This window comes from Novosphingobium sp. LASN5T, from assembly GCF_003856955.1.
In the GTDB taxonomy this organism is placed as follows: Bacteria; Pseudomonadota; Alphaproteobacteria; order Sphingomonadales; family Sphingomonadaceae; genus Novosphingobium.
Genome location: NZ_RQSI01000039.1, coordinates 17186 through 33380, shown reverse-complemented (window position 1 = coordinate 33380; position 16195 = coordinate 17186). Strand labels below are relative to the sequence as shown.

Annotated in this window: 14 protein-coding genes; 5 read left to right on the top strand and 9 right to left on the bottom strand. The window is 57.2% G+C overall.

What is annotated here, in order from left to right; all coding sequences use genetic code 11:
- Positions 1-122: 122 nt before the first annotated feature.
- From EH199_RS19195 to EH199_RS19180, 3 genes are all read right to left on the bottom strand, one after another.
- Entirely contained in the window at positions 123-419 is a 297-nt protein-coding gene (locus EH199_RS19195; protein WP_124810774.1) for a transposase, read from the bottom strand.
- A gap of 482 nt (positions 420-901) precedes the next feature.
- Positions 902-3187, bottom strand: coding sequence for a TonB-dependent receptor (locus EH199_RS19185; RefSeq protein WP_017183763.1), 2286 nt, complete (start codon positions 3185-3187; stop codon positions 902-904).
- A 932-nt stretch (positions 3188-4119) separates the two neighbouring features.
- Entirely contained in the window at positions 4120-4485 is a 366-nt protein-coding gene (locus EH199_RS19180) for a hypothetical protein (RefSeq protein WP_017183764.1), read from the bottom strand.
- 283 nt (positions 4486-4768) lie between these two features.
- Between EH199_RS19180 and EH199_RS19175 the strand changes: the two genes are divergently transcribed.
- Together EH199_RS19175 and EH199_RS19170 are read left to right on the top strand one after the other, a co-directional pair.
- Positions 4769-5227 (top strand): nicotine dehydrogenase subunit S, encoded by a 459-nt coding sequence (locus EH199_RS19175; RefSeq protein ID WP_017183765.1) that lies wholly within the window; start codon positions 4769-4771, stop codon positions 5225-5227.
- A gap of 40 nt (positions 5228-5267) precedes the next feature.
- Positions 5268-7514: a nicotine dehydrogenase subunit L gene (locus tag EH199_RS19170; RefSeq protein ID WP_100215233.1), complete on the top strand. Its 2247-nt coding sequence runs from the start codon at positions 5268-5270 to the stop codon at positions 7512-7514.
- 354 nt (positions 7515-7868) lie between these two features.
- On the opposite strand, the gene EH199_RS19165 is transcribed toward EH199_RS19170, so the two are convergent.
- Genes EH199_RS19165 through ndpH form a run of 6 tightly spaced genes read right to left on the bottom strand, consistent with a single transcriptional unit; the run spans position 7869 to position 13209 of the window.
- Positions 7869-8810 (bottom strand): alpha/beta fold hydrolase, encoded by a 942-nt coding sequence (locus EH199_RS19165; protein ID WP_017183767.1) that lies wholly within the window; start codon positions 8808-8810, stop codon positions 7869-7871.
- Between the two features lie 5 nt (positions 8811-8815).
- Positions 8816-9979: a 6-hydroxy-3-succinoylpyridine 3-monooxygenase NdpD gene (gene ndpD / locus EH199_RS19160; RefSeq protein ID WP_025547122.1), complete on the bottom strand. Its 1164-nt coding sequence runs from the start codon at positions 9977-9979 to the stop codon at positions 8816-8818.
- A 46-nt stretch (positions 9980-10025) separates the two neighbouring features.
- Complete coding sequence (gene ndpG / locus EH199_RS19155; RefSeq protein WP_017183769.1) at positions 10026-10646, bottom strand: maleamate amidohydrolase; 621 nt, start codon at positions 10644-10646, stop codon at positions 10026-10028.
- Positions 10633-11688: a 2,5-dihydroxypyridine 5,6-dioxygenase gene (gene ndpE / locus EH199_RS19150; RefSeq protein ID WP_017184746.1), complete on the bottom strand. Its 1056-nt coding sequence runs from the start codon at positions 11686-11688 to the stop codon at positions 10633-10635. The genes ndpG and ndpE overlap by 14 nt, the downstream gene beginning before the upstream one ends.
- Entirely contained in the window at positions 11675-12502 is an 828-nt protein-coding gene (gene ndpF / locus EH199_RS19145; RefSeq protein ID WP_066861594.1) for an N-formylmaleamate deformylase, read from the bottom strand. Before ndpF ends, ndpE begins: the two co-directional genes overlap by 14 nt.
- Before the next feature lie 2 nt (positions 12503-12504).
- Positions 12505-13209 (bottom strand): maleate isomerase, encoded by a 705-nt coding sequence (gene ndpH / locus EH199_RS19140; protein WP_017181804.1) that lies wholly within the window; start codon positions 13207-13209, stop codon positions 12505-12507.
- Positions 13210-13936: 727 nt separating this feature from the next.
- On the opposite strand from ndpH, the gene EH199_RS24485 reads away from it, so the two are divergent.
- The 3 genes from EH199_RS24485 (at position 13937) to EH199_RS19125 (ending at position 16013) form a co-directional block, all read left to right on the top strand.
- Positions 13937-14392 carry a helix-turn-helix transcriptional regulator gene (locus EH199_RS24485; RefSeq protein ID WP_165418744.1) on the top strand — a complete coding sequence of 152 codons (456 nt, stop codon included), beginning with the start codon at positions 13937-13939 and terminating at the stop codon, positions 14390-14392.
- A complete protein-coding gene (locus EH199_RS19130; protein ID WP_190287356.1) occupies positions 14380-14763 on the top strand; it encodes a nuclear transport factor 2 family protein in 384 nt (127 codons plus the stop codon). The genes EH199_RS24485 and EH199_RS19130 overlap by 13 nt, the downstream gene beginning before the upstream one ends.
- Positions 14764-15137: 374 nt before the next feature.
- Positions 15138-16013, top strand: a complete 876-nt coding sequence (locus EH199_RS19125) for a phytanoyl-CoA dioxygenase family protein (RefSeq protein WP_017181806.1) — start codon at positions 15138-15140, stop codon at positions 16011-16013.
- Positions 16014-16195: the final 182 nt, after the last annotated feature.

Sequence of the window (16195 nt, the reverse complement as noted above, 5' to 3'; positions counted from 1 at the left end):
ATTACCTTGAGATGTTCTACAACCCGGTGCGCAAGCAGGTCAGGAACGGAATGCTGTCCCCCGTTGAGTTCGAACGACAGCAGATTTTGAAAGCGCAAGGCGTCTAGAAAACTAGGGGCTACTCACAAGCGCCGGCCGTCGGTCAGCTCCAACACGATCGCGGCTTCAGGCTTCGCCGCCGATGCGCTGCCGACGGAACCTGGGTCATCCTCAATCACCGCCGGAACGAATGCCTCCTGGACTTGGCGCAAGGCTGTCCGGCGCCACAAGTAGATCAAGCCTCGCGAAACGTCGCGCCGGCGTGCGACATCGGCCACACATGCACCGGGCGAGAACGCCTCGTGCAAAATCTCAAGGCGTTCCTCATCCGACCAATCCCGGCGGCGTCGAGCGCCCGTCAGCACCGTTACCTGCGTCATGGCTGTCCTAAAGTACGTCCTATTGCACGACCTAAAGGACGTCCTGAGCACACCGGGCAACTTGAGCAAGCGGGTCAGGCCGGACGGTTACGTCCAATGCAACATCCCAAGTCGATCGGTTCTCCCAATCAAACAATATCGGTACGACGTTGCTCTGCGTGACCGATGAAGGGTTTCTTGATGAGGCCTTGACCGTTGCCCCGCGCTCCGCGAGGCATTCGACTACATAACGCCCGGTCGTTCCTGTCGCTTTGGTAACCAAAACATCGCGCATCCCCAACTTCTGTTTTAGGTTATTATCCTGCAAAGCGGCCGTATAAAAATCCTTTATGATAGTCCAAAATCTATGTCTAAACCTTGAACAATTTATAACGACTTCAGCGAAATGGAGTTTGATTATACTAAATAAAAGACTTCTTTCTCGCTGATTGTTCGTCAGCGAGAAAGAAGTACAAAAAAGTTAAACTGGCATCTTTTGAAAATCAGAAGCGGAAAGTGACATCCGCACTGTAGGTCCGCGGTGTACCACGGATCAGGTAATCCAATCCTGCAAACCGCAAACCCAAGCCGTAGGTAAAATACTTCTCGTTGAAGATGTTCTTTACGCCTGCACCCACTGCAAAACGCTTGGCGTTATAAGCAATGCGACCGTTGGCTACCCAGTAGCCTGGTTGAGACAGCGTTCGGGTCTGAGCGATGTCATAATAGACACGCGAAGTATATGCACCGTCGAGACTGAGGTCGACGGTAGCGTCGTTGATTTCGGCGAGCACGAAATCGCCGCTGAGGTTGAGACTGAACTTTGCGGCATTGGATATCTGATTTCCTGAGACGTCGATGCCGCTCGTACCCGTAACTGTCGCATTGTTCCGGTATTTTGGATCCAACACGCCGACGCCGACGCCAAGCGTCACCCGATCGATCGGCCGCGCGGTAATATCAGCTTCGAACCCGCGAACGCGCGCGGCGCTGATCGAACGGAGCGGAAATAGCCCGCCCGCCTCGGTCACGACAACTTGCTGATTTGCGTAATCGGTCTGGAACACAGTACCGTTGATGGTCAGCGCACGGTCGAGAAGCGTGGACTTAAACCCGGCCTCATAAGTCCGCGCAGTTTCAGGCGGCGCGAACGTGATTTCGGAGGGATCGCTGAAGGCCTGCGCGTTCACGGCGCCGCTGCGATACCCTTCGCGCATTGAAGCGTAAAGCAGGATATTTTGCGTAGGCTTCCAATTTACGCCAACCTCGAAACTCGTATTGTTGAAGGTGCGGCGATCAGAATAATTGCTGATCGATTGAATGGCTACGGGATCTACATTGTCACCGAGGAATGCGTTGAAATTAGAGACAGCGACCTTATCCCGGCTGAAACGGACACCCCCATATGCGGAAAGCGTGTCGGTTACCTCATAGTCAGCACGAAAATAACCGGCATAGCTGTTGCGCTTCTGGTTGAAGCTGTTCGACTGGATAAAGCCGGTTCCAGTGGGCGTGAAGCCGAAGCTACATACGGCACCGCAACCCGGATCCGTCAGGAGCGAATAGTTGAAGCCTGCATTTACCGAGTCATAAGTATAGAGGAGGCCGGCCTGGACGTTTAGGGGGCCATCAAAGGAGGTGGCTAGCCGCAGGTCCTGGACGAACTGCTTCATGTTCTTGCCGAAGGTGACGATCGGATCATCCGCCTCGATGACGAGACCGTCATCATCTCCGGTATCAACCCACCTGCCCCAGTCATAGGTCGTCACGGAGGTGAGCTTCAGGTTGTCGGATGCTTCCCAATTCATGATCAGGTTGAGCCCGTCGCTGCGGATATCACGCTCGGGCGCGCGATTGACGGCAGTTTCGAAGAAACCCAGACCATCGCGGTTAGACCCCGGAAGGTTGGACAGATTGTTACCGGGAAAGATGATTTGGGGATCGTTGAAGTTGATGTTGCCCGCAAACGGCGCGTAATTGCGGCCGCCGCTTCTCATGTGGTTGAAACGGAGCGTCGCCTCGAATCTGTCCGAAGGTTCAAACTGAAGCGCGCCGCGGAAGGCAAAAACATCCGTCTGGTCGAGGTCGCCAAGGCCAGGCGTAACATTCTTGAGAACACCTGTATCGTGCACATAGAGCGCTGCAACGCGCATCGACAGCACATTGTCGATCAAGGGGACCTGCAAAGCCCCTTGCAGTCGAACACGATTGAAGTTGCCGTAGCTGCCCGTCACATATCCTTCGGTGGAAAAGCCCGGTTTTTTCGTGACGATATTGACAGCACCGCCGGTCGCATTCTTGCCGTAGAGCGTGCCCTGCGGGCCACGCAATACCTCGACGCGCTCGACATCGAAAAGAGGCATGGTTTCGAATGTCGACAGGCCGCGGATGCCTTCGTCGATGTAGATCGCGATCGGCTTGCTCTGGTTAGCGGAATAGTCGGTCGAGGAAATGCCGCGGATGACGAAGTTGGGCGGGCCACCTTCACCGAATGGATAGTTGACCTGCGAATTGGGAGACAGCTGAATGAGATCGGAGATCTGCACCGCCTGACGCTTCTCAAGCGCCTCCCCGCCAAAGGCAGAAATGGCGACTGGAACGTCTTGAAGGCGCTGTTCGCGCCGCATCGCCGTAACAACGATATCGCCATTGCCCCTTGCGGAAGCAGCGCTCGGTTCAGGCTGGACCTGATCCTTGGCATAAGCAGTAGCAGAGACTGCCAGCGGCAGCGAAGCAAGCGAAATCGCCAGTGCGGTATGAGCAGAACCGCGGGTGATGCGAGCAATCATATACTTCTCCCTTTCATTATACGTCCTCTGCAGAGCGAGAGTGCATTTCGCCGAAGGCACTTCCCGTTCGCGTCGGCCAAGGTGCCCCCTCAGCACCTGCGAACCGCCACTGCTTCTCCTCGCGCCGAACGAAATTCCGCCTAAGCGGAGTCGACCGAGCAACATGCAGTAATTACGTTGTCGCATAATTAATCGCATTGTCAACGCCCATTAGAGCTGGGCAGGACACGCGCCTCGCAGCAAATGGATCAGCCGACCCCTTCCCGACGATTATCTTTTTATATTCAAATAGATAGCATGTAATCCACGGTTATATGGAACACTCACAACACCAATTTCACAGCTCTTTCGAAAATCAACAGCCGAATAAATTATCGGCCATGGGAGCGAAATTTCTGCGGCGACGAAGCGCAGCCGCTCATCTTATCCTCGACAATGAAAAATTCGACCAAATCGGACTCGGGTCTGGGTTGCGCAGGCGCCACCAGCTTCACAAGGGGACAAGCAATAACGGCCGAAGATTGTGAAACAGACGTTTCCCAGGCCGACTTTCCAGACAAGACCACGAACAATACGAGATAAGCCTCGTCGCGCACAACACAATCATTGCCGCCCCCATTGCCGACAGTTGCGAATGGATCGATATTGTGGCGATATTATTAAACCAAATTCACGATATCTGCAACTCCTCGCCATGCAGGGGGCAAGCATCGCCCCATTTTTTCGCGTATTTACCGAGCATCGCGGCCGGTAGCGATTTTGTGTTCGACGACGCTGAACGATCGATTTTCGACTTTGTCGAAGCGCCCGCCAAAAAAGTGGCAATGCTACAAAGATGGATGATCACTCTTCCAATGAACGCCTCTCAATGGATATTTTCGTCCTTCACCAAAGTCGGTCAGAAGAATCCATTTTCGAACGCGGCCTTAATATTACTTGGAAGCTGGTGCAGCTCCTATTCGGGCCGCGGCTTTGCCAAACTTCAACTCACGGGCGGAAAGCTTTCCGTCGCGCGTTGCATCAAGGGTCGACGGCGGGAAAGCAGCCAGTTCCCGGAAAGTGATGAAGCCGTTCCGGTTACGGTCCAGCTTTTTGAAGTTGGCTTTCGGCAGGCTCTGCATGCGCCATTCCGCCAACGATATTCGCCTGTCCTGATCTGCGTCCACCTTGGCTAAAAGCTTCCGGGCCTCGATAGGGGACGAAGATGGGGGACCGTTGCCAAACGCAGTTGGGGCGGAAATCGCAAGGAGAAGCGCGCCGACGAGGAGTGAACAGGGCTTCAAAGCTCGAATGATCATGCGCCTGACCTCCTGTCGCTAGACATATCATCAACGTGCGACAAGGCAGATGGAGCCCTCCATTTCACAAGAAAATTCCGGCGGGCGAGGCGCGCGGACAACCGACCCAAAGCACTCCTACGGCATTGCGGTGCGGATCTCCTGAATGGTGTAGGCCCTGCTTGCGTCAGGCGGGCTGCACCAATTCAGCGTGTGGATAATTATATTGACGCCCCGGCCTCCGCGTGCTCAAAAGGATTGCCAATTTACCGCGGTCGGCAGTGTATGCCAGATGGGCAGTATAATGATGAGGATTGAGCTGAAGATTAATGGGTCGACCATGCCCGCCGAGGTCGACGATGATACGCCACTACTCTGGGTGCTCCGTGACACGTTGAAGCTCAAAGGTACGAAATATGGCTGTGGCATCGGCCAGTGCGGCGCCTGCACGGTCATAGTGGACGGCCAGACTGCCCGATCTTGCTCCTTGGCTGCGACGGCCGCGGTCGGGCTCGAAGTAACCACGATTGAGGGGCTTTCGGCCAATGGCGACCAGTTTGTACAGAAAGCTTGGCAGGATATTCGTGTTCCACAGTGCGGATATTGCCAGTCCGGCATGATAATGGCAGCCACCGCACTTCTCGGGAAGAAACTTTTCCCTACGGATGAAGACATCGATCGCGAGATCACGAACATCTGCCGGTGCGGGACCTATGATCGCATACGCGCCGCGATCCACGCGGCCGCGAACGGGCGCACGTGAAGAAGCCATGAATACTGACCGCCGTTCCTTGCTGAAGTCGATCGCCGCCGTTTCGGCAGGTGTGGTTTTTCCCGTCACCATGACTGGTTGCCGGGTCGCCGATCCTAAGCCTTCCGATTCGGTCGAGCTATTCTCTTGGGTTGTAATGATGCCCGACAACACGGTTCGCATCCGCATTCCACAGAGCGACATTGGACAGGGTGTGGTCACAACCCTCTCGCAGGTTCTTGCGGAAGAGCTCGATCTGAAATGGTCATCGATCCGGCCCGAATTCTTCGATCCATTGACGAACCTCAAGCGCAACAATGTGTATGTATATACATGCACGGAGAGCAGTTGGTCAGCTGACCGTCTCTTCAATCCCATGAGAATGGCAGGCGCTCAGATCAGACAAATGCTTTTGACCGCTGCCGCCAGGCGCTCGGGGTTCGACGTAGCGGATTTGAGAACCGAGGAGAGCAGCATCATATTGCCCGGCGGGGGACGGCAAAGCTACGCGGAGGTCGCGTCCGCCGCCTCCCATATTGCGCCGCCGCACCCTTCGCGGGTCAAACTTAAGGACCCTGCTGACTACCGGCTGATCGGAAAGCCGATCAAGCGCCTCGATCTGGTTCCCAAGACGACCGGGAAGCTGGAATATGGCATCGATGTCGATTTGCCGGGCATGTTGTATGCGGTCGTGCAACAATCCCCTGTCTATGGCGGCAAGCTTGTCTCGTTCGACGAACAAGCGATTGCCAAGATGCCGGGCGTTGTCGGGGTCGTCCGGATCGCGGCAGGACCTTGCGGCCTCAACGGTCCGCTTGCCGACGGCGGAGAAGATTACGGGATGGACGATGCCGTTGCCGTCGTCGCGGACAGCTTCTGGAGGGCAAGGAAGGCGCTTCTGGCGCTTCCGATCGAGTGGGATGATGGGGAATTTGCTCACACCAGCAGTGAGTCCATCATGGCGAACCTGGTCAGCCGGGCTGGGCGGCCGCAGCCGGTAGTCCGGGAAGCCGGAGATTTCGCAGGGTCGATCGGCCGTGCTCACCGCGTTATCGAGGCGGATTATTCCTACCCCTTCATGGACGCGATGCCGCTTGAGCCGATCAACTGCACCGCATGGCTGAATTCGGACGGACTCCAGGTTTGGGCGTCCACGCAGTTCGCCCAGGAAGCGCATCGACTCGCCGCGGTTACAGCCGGGCTGCCGCCTGAACGGGTACAGTTTAATCTGCCATATGTCGGGGGGGGCTTCGGACGGCGTTGCCAGAACGAATATGTATCGCAGGCGGTCCAGATCGCGAAGGCCATTCCTGGCAAGCCCATCAAGATGATATGGACCCGCGAAGAGATGATGGCGCGCGGTTATCCGCCACCGATTACCATCTCACGCTTCAAGGCGGGGCTTGATGAGAAGGGGAATGTGATCGCGTGGTTCAATCGCGTGATTAGTGGCACAGCGCCCGATCAAAGCTATGGACCGGCTCGCCTACCGCACTATGTGCCGAACCTTAGGATCGAGTATGCTCGCGTCAAGACGCCTCAGCCGTTCGGCTGGATGCGCGGCGTGGCGTTCACACAGCATGTCTGGATGAACCAGGGATTTCAGGACGAACTGGCGGTCGCCGCTGGACGTGATCCGGTCGACCTTTACATGGACCTGCTGGACGAGGGTTCGGTGCCCACTGACCTGAAAGGCCGCGACGTCGCCATTCGACGCATCCGGCACATGCGCGCCGTGTTGAAGCGGGTCTGCCAAATCGCCGATTGGGAAACGCCTCTCTCGCAGGGCCGCGGCAAAGGCGTTTCGGTCAGCGACTTCAGCTATTGGGATACCTACCACACTGGCACTGCCTCATCGGTTGTGGAGGTTACGCTTGACGGCAAAGGCGGGCTTAGAGTCGATCACGTATATGTGGTGATGAACTGCGGCCGCATCCTCAATCCCGAAGTAGTCCGCGGCCAAGTCGAAGGAAGCATCTTCTGGGCAATCACTACGGCGCTTTACGGCAAAATCACACTCAAGGACGGTCGTGTGGTCCAGCGCAATTTCCAGGATCACAACGTCGCTCGGCTTGCCACTGCCTGTAGAAACATCGTGGTCGAACTTGTCGAGAGCGACGATCATCCTGCCGGCGTTGGAGAGGACGCCGTCCCTATTGTGATGACTGCGATGCTGAACGCAATTTATGATGCTGGTGGGCCGAGGATTCGCTCGCTTCCGCTCAGCGATCATGTGTTGTCATTTAGAAAACAGGACGGCTCAGACGCGTTGCCTGGCAAACCATCAGGCAACCTTTAGATAGGATCGGCCATCAGTAGCGCCGGTTCGGGGCAGCCTCCTCACTGCCAGACAACCCCCGCTTTTGCTTATCCAAAAGCGCGACATGCAGTGATGGCATTATCCCTATTCAACCGTCGATGGCCGCGAATAGTCGGTTACGATGCTTCTTCCGATCAAACCGCCGCGGGGGCGCATCGCGAATTTCGCACGGATGCAGATCACACCCTCGCGGCGACTACGCTCCGATTTATGTCAGTGCAGAGATACTGATCACATCTGGAGCATTTTCGAAGTAGATAGCATCATCTGTTGGCTGGGAAAATGCGGAAAACAAAAAACAAATACAGCTTGAGCCGATCCAGTCTGATCGGATCAAGCTCTAGCTTGAGCCAGCCCACACGAAACATTCGCATCCAACCATCGAATCATCAGATCGGCGATTTCGTCGCTATTGGACTCGGCCATTAGCATATGACCATTTCCAGTTATGCCATGTTCTTCCAAGGCGATGTGTTCAAACACTGGAGTCCGTGCTCGTACGTACTCCGCTGCGCGCCTATTGGCTTCTCTCATCCACGTGGCTTCGCCTGTAACAATGGCGACCGGCTTCGCGAACGGGTCGTGAAGTCCTTGATATGCCTCCGGCGCGAGACCGTTATTGAAGGTTCCAAGCGGATGCACCATGCCCGAGTACCCCAGAGGTTCCGCCGCCAGTACGGCCGCGACCCGCTGCCCGCCAACGGCACTCAGAGCCCATCCGCATGGCCCCCCCATCGAGTGGCTCACTACCACGGTCGGGCCGGTCAGATCGAGCAGTTGTTCGGCGATAGCCTCAACGTGACGCTGGCTCGCACCTAACGAAGTGGCCATCGGTCCTTGGCTTGCCATGAACCGGTCACCGGCCAACGGATCGGAGGGCCAGCGGTTATGCTTGGAGGCACCTTGCCATAAGTCGTGCTTCGCCGGCTCCACGAACCGGGGGTATAGCATTCCGTAGTCTGCCGTGGGCGTTGCCGGGCCAAGCACGTTTTCGTTCCAGGCTGACCTTCCATGCCCCGGCCGATCTAGGACATATGTTGCATAGCCCGCCTGCAGGAACCGATGCACCCATCCGCGCCGACCGTCCGGTGTCCTGACGAAGTCAGCGCCCTGTCCGCCGCCACCATGGACGAAGAGGATAGAAACCGGACGGGGATTTACAGGAATGAACCACTGGACATAGGCGTTGATGCCGGGCCACACCGCGTCCCCGGCATCAACAGGCGGCGATGTCAGGAAGACACCGCCAAAGTCTGCCATTTCAAAGGTGCGCATGTTGCTCAGAAATGCGTTTCCATCTGCGTCGTGAAGCTCATTTCCCGCTCAACTAGCCGCGGATCTGCGGCCACGGCGCGGAGGAAAGCTATGCGGTCCTCCTTCTCCTGTCCTTCCTTCAGGTGATAGAGGTTGCGCAGATTGAACGACGCGCGGGGCGACGTAACCTCGGCGAACACCCGACGACGATCGCGCTCGTAAAATTCGAGTATTTCCTCCCCTGCCCCGTCATGGATGACCCGGTTCAAAGCGCCGATCAGGGCGAAAGCATCGAACATGCCGCCAGTCAGGCCAAGCCCGCCTGTGGGGTTGGTGATATGGCCAGCGTCACCGACAAGCAGGATCCGCCCCACACGCATCCGATCGGCTATGCGCTGGTGCATGCGGTAGGGCGAGTAGGCGAGCACCTCATAGGGCAGGTCGGGCAGGTGATCAGCGAACATCGTGTGGATGCGCTCTTCCAGCCCCTCGAAAGGTAGCTCGGGGTCTTCGACAAAGGTTACCCGCCAGACGTCTGGCTGCTCGATCTTGCAGATAATGGAGCCGTGCTTCTGATCGAGCTGCATGACGGACTCAGGATAGTTCAGCGCCGACAGGTTGATTCTCGTGTTCGTCGCCACATAGCGCTCGGGCCAGGTTGTCCCCAGAAACTGGAGCCCCAGTACATTCTGGCGTACCGTGCTGTTCGCGCCATCCGCCCCTATGAGATAGTCGCCTTCCAGCACTGCCGATCCATTGGGTCCCTCGACCTCCGCGATCACGCCGCCCGCAGTTTGGCAGCACCCGGTCAGCTTAGTTCGCAGCAATATCTCCACATTCGGCTGCGCCGAGACATGCCGTGCAATGATCTTGGACAACAACCCTTGGTGCAGATGAAGCGCATTCCCCCCCATCCCCTCAGGCGTCCATTTCCACTCAATAAGTTCGCCCGTGCTGTGGATACGCCAGCCGAAGGTCTGGCGCAGGAAACCCTCCGCTTCACAGTCCTGCAACAGTCCAAGCCGGTCGAGATGGGGCAGAACGGGATAGTGATAGACCAGCGCACGCGGCTTATCGTTGAACTGCTCCTCCGCCTCGATAATCGTGACACGCGTGCCTTCCTTCGCGAGTCCGAAAGCGGTTAGCAGGCCAATGGGCCCGGCTCCAACGACGATTACATGTTGAGCCATTGCGGTTCCCTCCAGTTGTTTTCTGATGCGCATGCACCTGCGTTATTCAAAGCTTCGCGATCCAATCGGTCACGTCCGCGGCGTCGGTGACGTCGCCATATTTCTGATCGATGTCATAAAGGCTGGCTTCATGTGGCGCGTTCGCGCGATCAGCACAGCAGTCGCGCGGCACCAGAACGTTGAAGCCAGACTGCACTGCATCCACGACGGTCGCCCGGACACAACCGGACGTAGTCGCGCCCGTTACCACTATGGTATCGACACCCGCCCCGGTGAGCATGGCCGCCAGGTTCGTGCCATGGAATGCTGATGCGCCATGCTTCTCCACGATCGGATCGCCATCGGAGATCCCGGTCGCCGCATCGATCTCAACGAGCCTGCTCCCCGCGAGAAGCGCTCTCATTCCGGTGGCCTTACGCAGCCAGGCCAACGTCTCGACCTCCCAGGGCTGGTAGGCGATAGTCGTGTAGATAACGGGAAAACCACGGCTTCGGGCCAGATCGGTGATGGCACGGGTTCGCGCGATTTGCGCATGCATATCCGCCGCCGTCGGGTAAACAGTGTCGGTGAAGCCATAGGTAAAATCGACCACCACGACCGCCGGCCGAGTGCCGCGGGGCACGCTGCCTCCGAACCCCGCCTTTTCATAGACTTCATCCTGCGACATCGAACACCTTACCCCCTTCGCAAGCCGTCAGGTCCTTCGCTACGACTGCTCCGTCCAGCAACACCGGTTCTCCATCCAAAAACAGCGAGCAACCGCGCAGCGGTATATCGAGATGGCAGTCCGTGTCGTTCATGCCGCCAAGCTCGTTATTTGGACCGGTTGAGAACAGCACGTTGCCAAGAAAGCTACGCATCTCCATGCCCATTCCGCCGGGGAATTCGCCGGGCGTCATCCGGTGCCACTTGGCGTCAGGATTCATTCCCCAGCCGATGTGGCTCAGCGCAAAGCCGCGCGGATCATTAAAGTCCGCCATGTACGACTTGACCAGATCAGCTTCCAAGCCGCCCCGGATCGAGGTGACGACGCCCTTCTCGATCGTGTATGTTATAGGCTCGCGCACATAAATATTCTGCGGCAGCAATATGTCGCCCGGCGCGATGACGATCTGCCCGTCCACGCCGTCGTCGTCGCCGCCTGTAAAGACGAAGCCGGATGGCCAGTGATCCCATCGGCCCGGCGTGTCGGTGCAGGCATATTCGGTGACAGTGGGATAGGTGCCAAGCTTATACGTGACGTCCGTCCCATAAGGCGACGTGATGTGCATCGATTTCGCGCGACACAGCAACTCGCCTGCGACCTCCACTTTCTCACGCAACTCCCTGGAAGGCAGCATCCGCGCGAGCAACTCCGGCGGCTCCACAACCGTAAGGACGCGAGCACCCGCGGCCTGGATCGCCATCTGCTCGGGCGAGAACAGCAGGAAGACGCAGTCGATCACCATATCGGCATTCTTCAATGCCTCCACGGCTTCAGGCATCCGCGAAAGCGGCGTCTGCCCTACCGCCCAATTGCCCATCGGTGCAGGCGCCGGCAGCCGCATGTGGTAGATATTCGCCTTGAGCGCCCGGCCCGCAGCGAGAAACGCGTCGGCATAATCTAGTCGCTCGTCACCCTGAGTCAGCACGACCAGCCGCTCGTCGGCGCGAACACAGGACATTTTCAGCTGGTGGAGGCATATCTCCGCGAAACTAGCGCGATCCATTTGCGGTGGCCTCCTTGATGTCGGCTTGAAAACCTGCGACTGCGCCGAGGAAACCGTCCAGATCATCCCACGGTATCATGTGCCCTGCGCCTTCGACGGTCACGACCTCGATGCCGGGCGCCAGTGTCCGAATTTCTTCAATATCTGCCGTTTCGATGACCGGCGAGCCACCGGCCACGACGAGCCGTATCGGCAGGTCAAGGTGCGGCAGGTCGGCATGAACGTCATCCGTATGAAAGCCTTTATAGGCCGCGTCGATCGCACGCAGTTCGCACGTGTGGAGCCATTCAGCACGCAGCGCGCGCTGATCCTGAGTCCAGGTCGGGCAGAATGCCTTCATTTCTTCCGCCGAGCAGCCGCGCTGCGCCAGCAAGATCGAATCCTCATACCATGGCCATGCCGAGGGATAGGGGCGACGGCCCGGCCCGCTTACGGGCGGATCGGCCAAGATCAGCCCGGCAAAAATCCCGGGCGCTTTCCGGGCGGCGCGGATCGCGGTGCGGGCGCCCATGGAATGACCAAGAATCACCGGACGATCGAGATCAAGAACACCCGTCAGCGCGACGACATCATCCGCCATTGCATCCAGGGAATAATCAAGGTCGCCAGCTTGACTTAATCCGCGGCCCCGAACGTCGAGCACATGAACCTCGTACGTCTCGGCCAGGCGAGCGGCAACGAAATCCCACGTGACCGCTGGCGACGTGATGCCAGGCACGAGAAGCATCTGACGCCGCCCAGGCGCGCCATGGCGCACAAGATGGTGCCGGATGCCGTTCGCATGAACGTTGTATCCGAAAGGACTGCCGTCCATTGTTAGAATGCCCCTGATAAAAGCGTCCCGCCACCGGGCACGCGCGTGTCGAGGTCAAGGGCTCGCAACATCGCCCAGGTTGTGGAGATGGCTGCGGTCAACACCGGCTTGCCGACCTGCGCCTCAACGATCGAGACGGCGGGCAGCGACGGCATCTGCACGCATGCAGACAAAATTACAGCATCGACCTCGGCCAAATGCTCCATCGACGCGACGATGCCCGGAAGCCGGGCGGGGTCGTGAGCGGCGACTGCCAAATTATCCGAAATCTCAAGAGCGCGCCATTCGACGACATCGATGCCTTCGGCACGAATATAGTCGACAACAAGCTCGGTTAGCGGCTTCATATATGGCGCCACAATCGCCACTCGCTTCGCGCCAATCGCCTTGATCCCATCCACGAGCGCGCCAGCTGACGATACGACGGGGGCCGGATGGCCATTATCGATTGTTGCCTGATGCAGGCGGGCCTGGGACTCACGATGGTAACCCTTGCCCATCGACATGATAGCCACCAGACATGCATAACCCATCACGTCGACGGCCGCGTCAGATAACTCGATGGCGCACGTGTCGCTGGCGCCGTCCATTTTGGACAGCTCTTCCTTGGTCACGTGCTTCATGCGCATGCGGGCCGAATGGAAGGTAAAGCGCTCGGGCGAGATGGTCTCGCGGGCACGGAGGAGCGCCGGTATTTCAGTCTCCATCGTAACATTCGAACTCGGCACGATCTGCCCTATACGGTAGGCCCTCAATTGCCCTCTCCTTTGCTGCTGTGGCAACATTAATTCGTCCGTTGGATAAATACAAGGTCGAATATCCATGGGATCCAGCTTGGCTTATGCATATCGGAGCCGGTCCTAATTTAGTCAGGTGTCAAACACATGACCGATGGGACGCTGCGCCTGCGACGGCGGCCACTGCCCATGCACATTCTCACTTGATTTCTTTTTCTGTATAATTGATTGTGGAAATATCGGGAAGTTACCTTGCGCGCAGCATGTCTGGCCGATGTGCGATTGCAGGCTGCCCGTGGGTCCTGTCTGTTTGGTTGCGAACCGCCGACCGGATCCAGTTTATAACGAGATTGAAAGATTTTCGTCGCGCGGCCGAACAAGGCGCGCCAGCGAAGATACGAGAGGAATGCACTGGATGCCACCGCAAATAACAAACGTCCAGAAACAGTCCGAAAGTTTGAATCGGCGGCATCTGGTGAGCGCCGCAGGTATCGAAGGCTCGAGCGTTACGCGTGCTTCGTGCATCTCGCGTGATACCTGGAGGAGTTCAGGGGATAAGTCCTCCCACTCCTTTGCCAATTCAAAGCACGCGCGCCCTCGGTGTACGCCGCGTCACGCGCCCACTCATCATCATTGCCAGGAGAACGGTGGTGCTGCTGAAGAGCCCATAACCGCTGCAATGCCAGGCCTATTTCAGTTGCTTTCCGACGAGGGCCATTCTTCGGACGCCTTTTTAATCCGCAGATTGAAGCAGGCGATTCTGAATGGCCCACGCTTCGATGCGGCCGAAGCCGATATTGCGCGGGATTTGGGATTGTCAGCAAGAACCCTGCGCCGACGACTCCATTGTCTAGAGACGTCTTACGCACAAATTATCGCGGAAGTCCGATTCGCATTCGCCAAGCAATGCCTTTCCGATCCACAACTGACGATTGGCGACGTGGCTGATCGGGCGGGCTACACCGAAGTGAGCAACTTCAGGAACGCCTTCAAACGATGGGCGCACGTTTCACCACAGGCTTTCCGCGACTTGATAGGCCTGACTCAGCCAGGACGAGCGAGCCCTCTGACCCAGCCGATTACAAAGGCCAGCATAGGCGGCCGTCATCTTTCCGCACGCAACACGTCAAAGGAGCGACCATGTCTGACCTAAATGCACACACTACCGCTTTTATGAGCACATTCAATGACGGCGATTACGACAAAATGCTCGGTCTTCTGTCTCCAGACTGCGTGTACATGGATCCCAACGGCATCGAGCATAAGGGTGTCGATGCCATCGGCGCATCACTCAAGTCCATCTTCGACGGCACTCTTGGAAGCGTCCAGTATACGGTTTCCTCGACGATGCTGGACGAACCAAGCGACCGCGCCCTTGTCGCCTGGACGATGATGATGACGGCCGCAGACGGCCAGCAATCTTGCGTCGACGGGCTGGATATCCTGGATTTTCGCGACGGCAAGCTCATCTCGAAGAACGCCTTCTGCAAAGCAAATGGACTTGCCATACGATCGGTGAAATGAAGTTCTGCCGACTTTGCGCTTCCCCGGCACTAAGCTTCGACAGCGGGAGCCGGGGAGCTTATATCAGGACCATAGTCGTCCGCATATAGGAGTGCGCAGCTAGAGCATTTTCGAAGCAGATGGCATCACCTGCTGGATCGGAAAATGTAGGAATCGAAAGACTTTAGAGCCTGATCCGATCCAGTTTGATCGGATCAGGCTCCAGACAGCGTCGGGTGAATGTGGCGCGAGTCGTTCGACCGACACAGAGCGCATGATAGATCGTTTCGATCCCGCCGCTGTTCTGTGACGTCCGTGATCAAGTGCATGAATTGCAGAAATTGCCGCTCCATTTTTCCCGTCCTCGCCTTCGTTTACGTTGATAAGGTATAGTCATGGCTACAATAGCTTCTGTCTCGAATGACACCTCGGTTGACGCTGTATGTGAAATCATTGACCGGGATGGTGCCGTCATCATTGAGGGCATGATCACACCGGGTGTGATGGATCAGCTAGTCGGCGACCTGGAGCCATGGATAAAGCGTTCACCGTTCGGAGAGGCTGGCTTCTCGGGCAATCGAACCCGGCGCACGTCCGCGTTATTTGCCAAATCACGGCATATGACGGAATTTGTTCTCCATCCGTTGTTTCTAGGCACGGCTGAGAGACTTCTTTGCGTCGAGTTCCCGATGATGGCAGGCGAACGGCAGACCATGGTACGGCCCACGGTTCAGGTATCGGTGACGCAAGCAATCGAGATCAGTCCGGGCCAGGCTGCACAGGACCTGCACCGTGACGATGGAATGTACCACGTCCGCCATCCCGGTCCCCATGTGCTCCTCCAGACGCTTCTTGCAGGAACGGACTTCACCGCAAGCAACGGCGCAACGATGGTGATCCCGGGCAGCCATAAATGGGACATGGACCGGCGGCCTCAGCCCCATGAAGCGGTTCCTGCTGAAATGAAGCGCGGATCGGGTCTTATGTATGTGGGCAGCGTCTATCATGGAGGGGGCGCGAATATTTCGAACGAGTGCCGCTTGGCGATCGCACTATCCTTCACCCAAGGCTATCATCGTCAGGAGGAGAATCAGTATCTGGTTGTGCCGCGAGACATGGTGAAACAATATCCCAAGCGGGTTCAACAGCTTTTGGGATATGAGATGTCGCCGCCATTCTGCGGCTGGGTTGAGATGAACGAGCCCAGCATCGTCCTTGAAAGTGACGACTTCGCCATAGCCAAGGCATTCAGCCCTTATGAGCATGAGTAACAGCTTGGTACGCGGGGCAAAAATAGGTTGAGAACTATAGATCGGCCCTTGATCGATCGCTTATGTCGGTACATCTTTGCGTCCACATCAGCGTGGAAGCAACAGGCCCGCCTTTCAACTCATCTATGCCCTTAGCTGTGTGATTGCCCCTTTTTTGGCCGCTTTCCATATGCGACTTCACG

Coding starts and splice junctions, on each gene's coding strand:
- EH199_RS19195 (WP_124810774.1), bottom strand. CDS start 419: ATGACGCAGGTAACGGTGCTGACGGGCGCTCGACGCCGCCGGGATTGG.
- EH199_RS19185 (WP_017183763.1), bottom strand. CDS start 3,187: ATGATTGCTCGCATCACCCGCGGTTCTGCTCATACCGCACTGGCGATT.
- EH199_RS19180 (WP_017183764.1), bottom strand. CDS start 4,485: ATGATCATTCGAGCTTTGAAGCCCTGTTCACTCCTCGTCGGCGCGCTT.
- EH199_RS19175 (WP_017183765.1), top strand. CDS start 4,769: ATGATGAGGATTGAGCTGAAGATTAATGGGTCGACCATGCCCGCCGAG.
- EH199_RS19165 (WP_017183767.1), bottom strand. CDS start 8,810: ATGCGCACCTTTGAAATGGCAGACTTTGGCGGTGTCTTCCTGACATCG.
- ndpD (WP_025547122.1), bottom strand. CDS start 9,979: ATGGCTCAACATGTAATCGTCGTTGGAGCCGGGCCCATTGGCCTGCTA.
- ndpG (WP_017183769.1), bottom strand. CDS start 10,646: ATGTCGCAGGATGAAGTCTATGAAAAGGCGGGGTTCGGAGGCAGCGTG.
- ndpE (WP_017184746.1), bottom strand. CDS start 11,688: ATGGATCGCGCTAGTTTCGCGGAGATATGCCTCCACCAGCTGAAAATG.
- ndpF (WP_066861594.1), bottom strand. CDS start 12,502: ATGGACGGCAGTCCTTTCGGATACAACGTTCATGCGAACGGCATCCGG.
- ndpH (WP_017181804.1), bottom strand. CDS start 13,209: ATGGAGACTGAAATACCGGCGCTCCTCCGTGCCCGCGAGACCATCTCG.
- EH199_RS19130 (WP_190287356.1), top strand. CDS start 14,380: ATGTCTGACCTAAATGCACACACTACCGCTTTTATGAGCACATTCAAT.
- EH199_RS19125 (WP_017181806.1), top strand. CDS start 15,138: ATGGCTACAATAGCTTCTGTCTCGAATGACACCTCGGTTGACGCTGTA.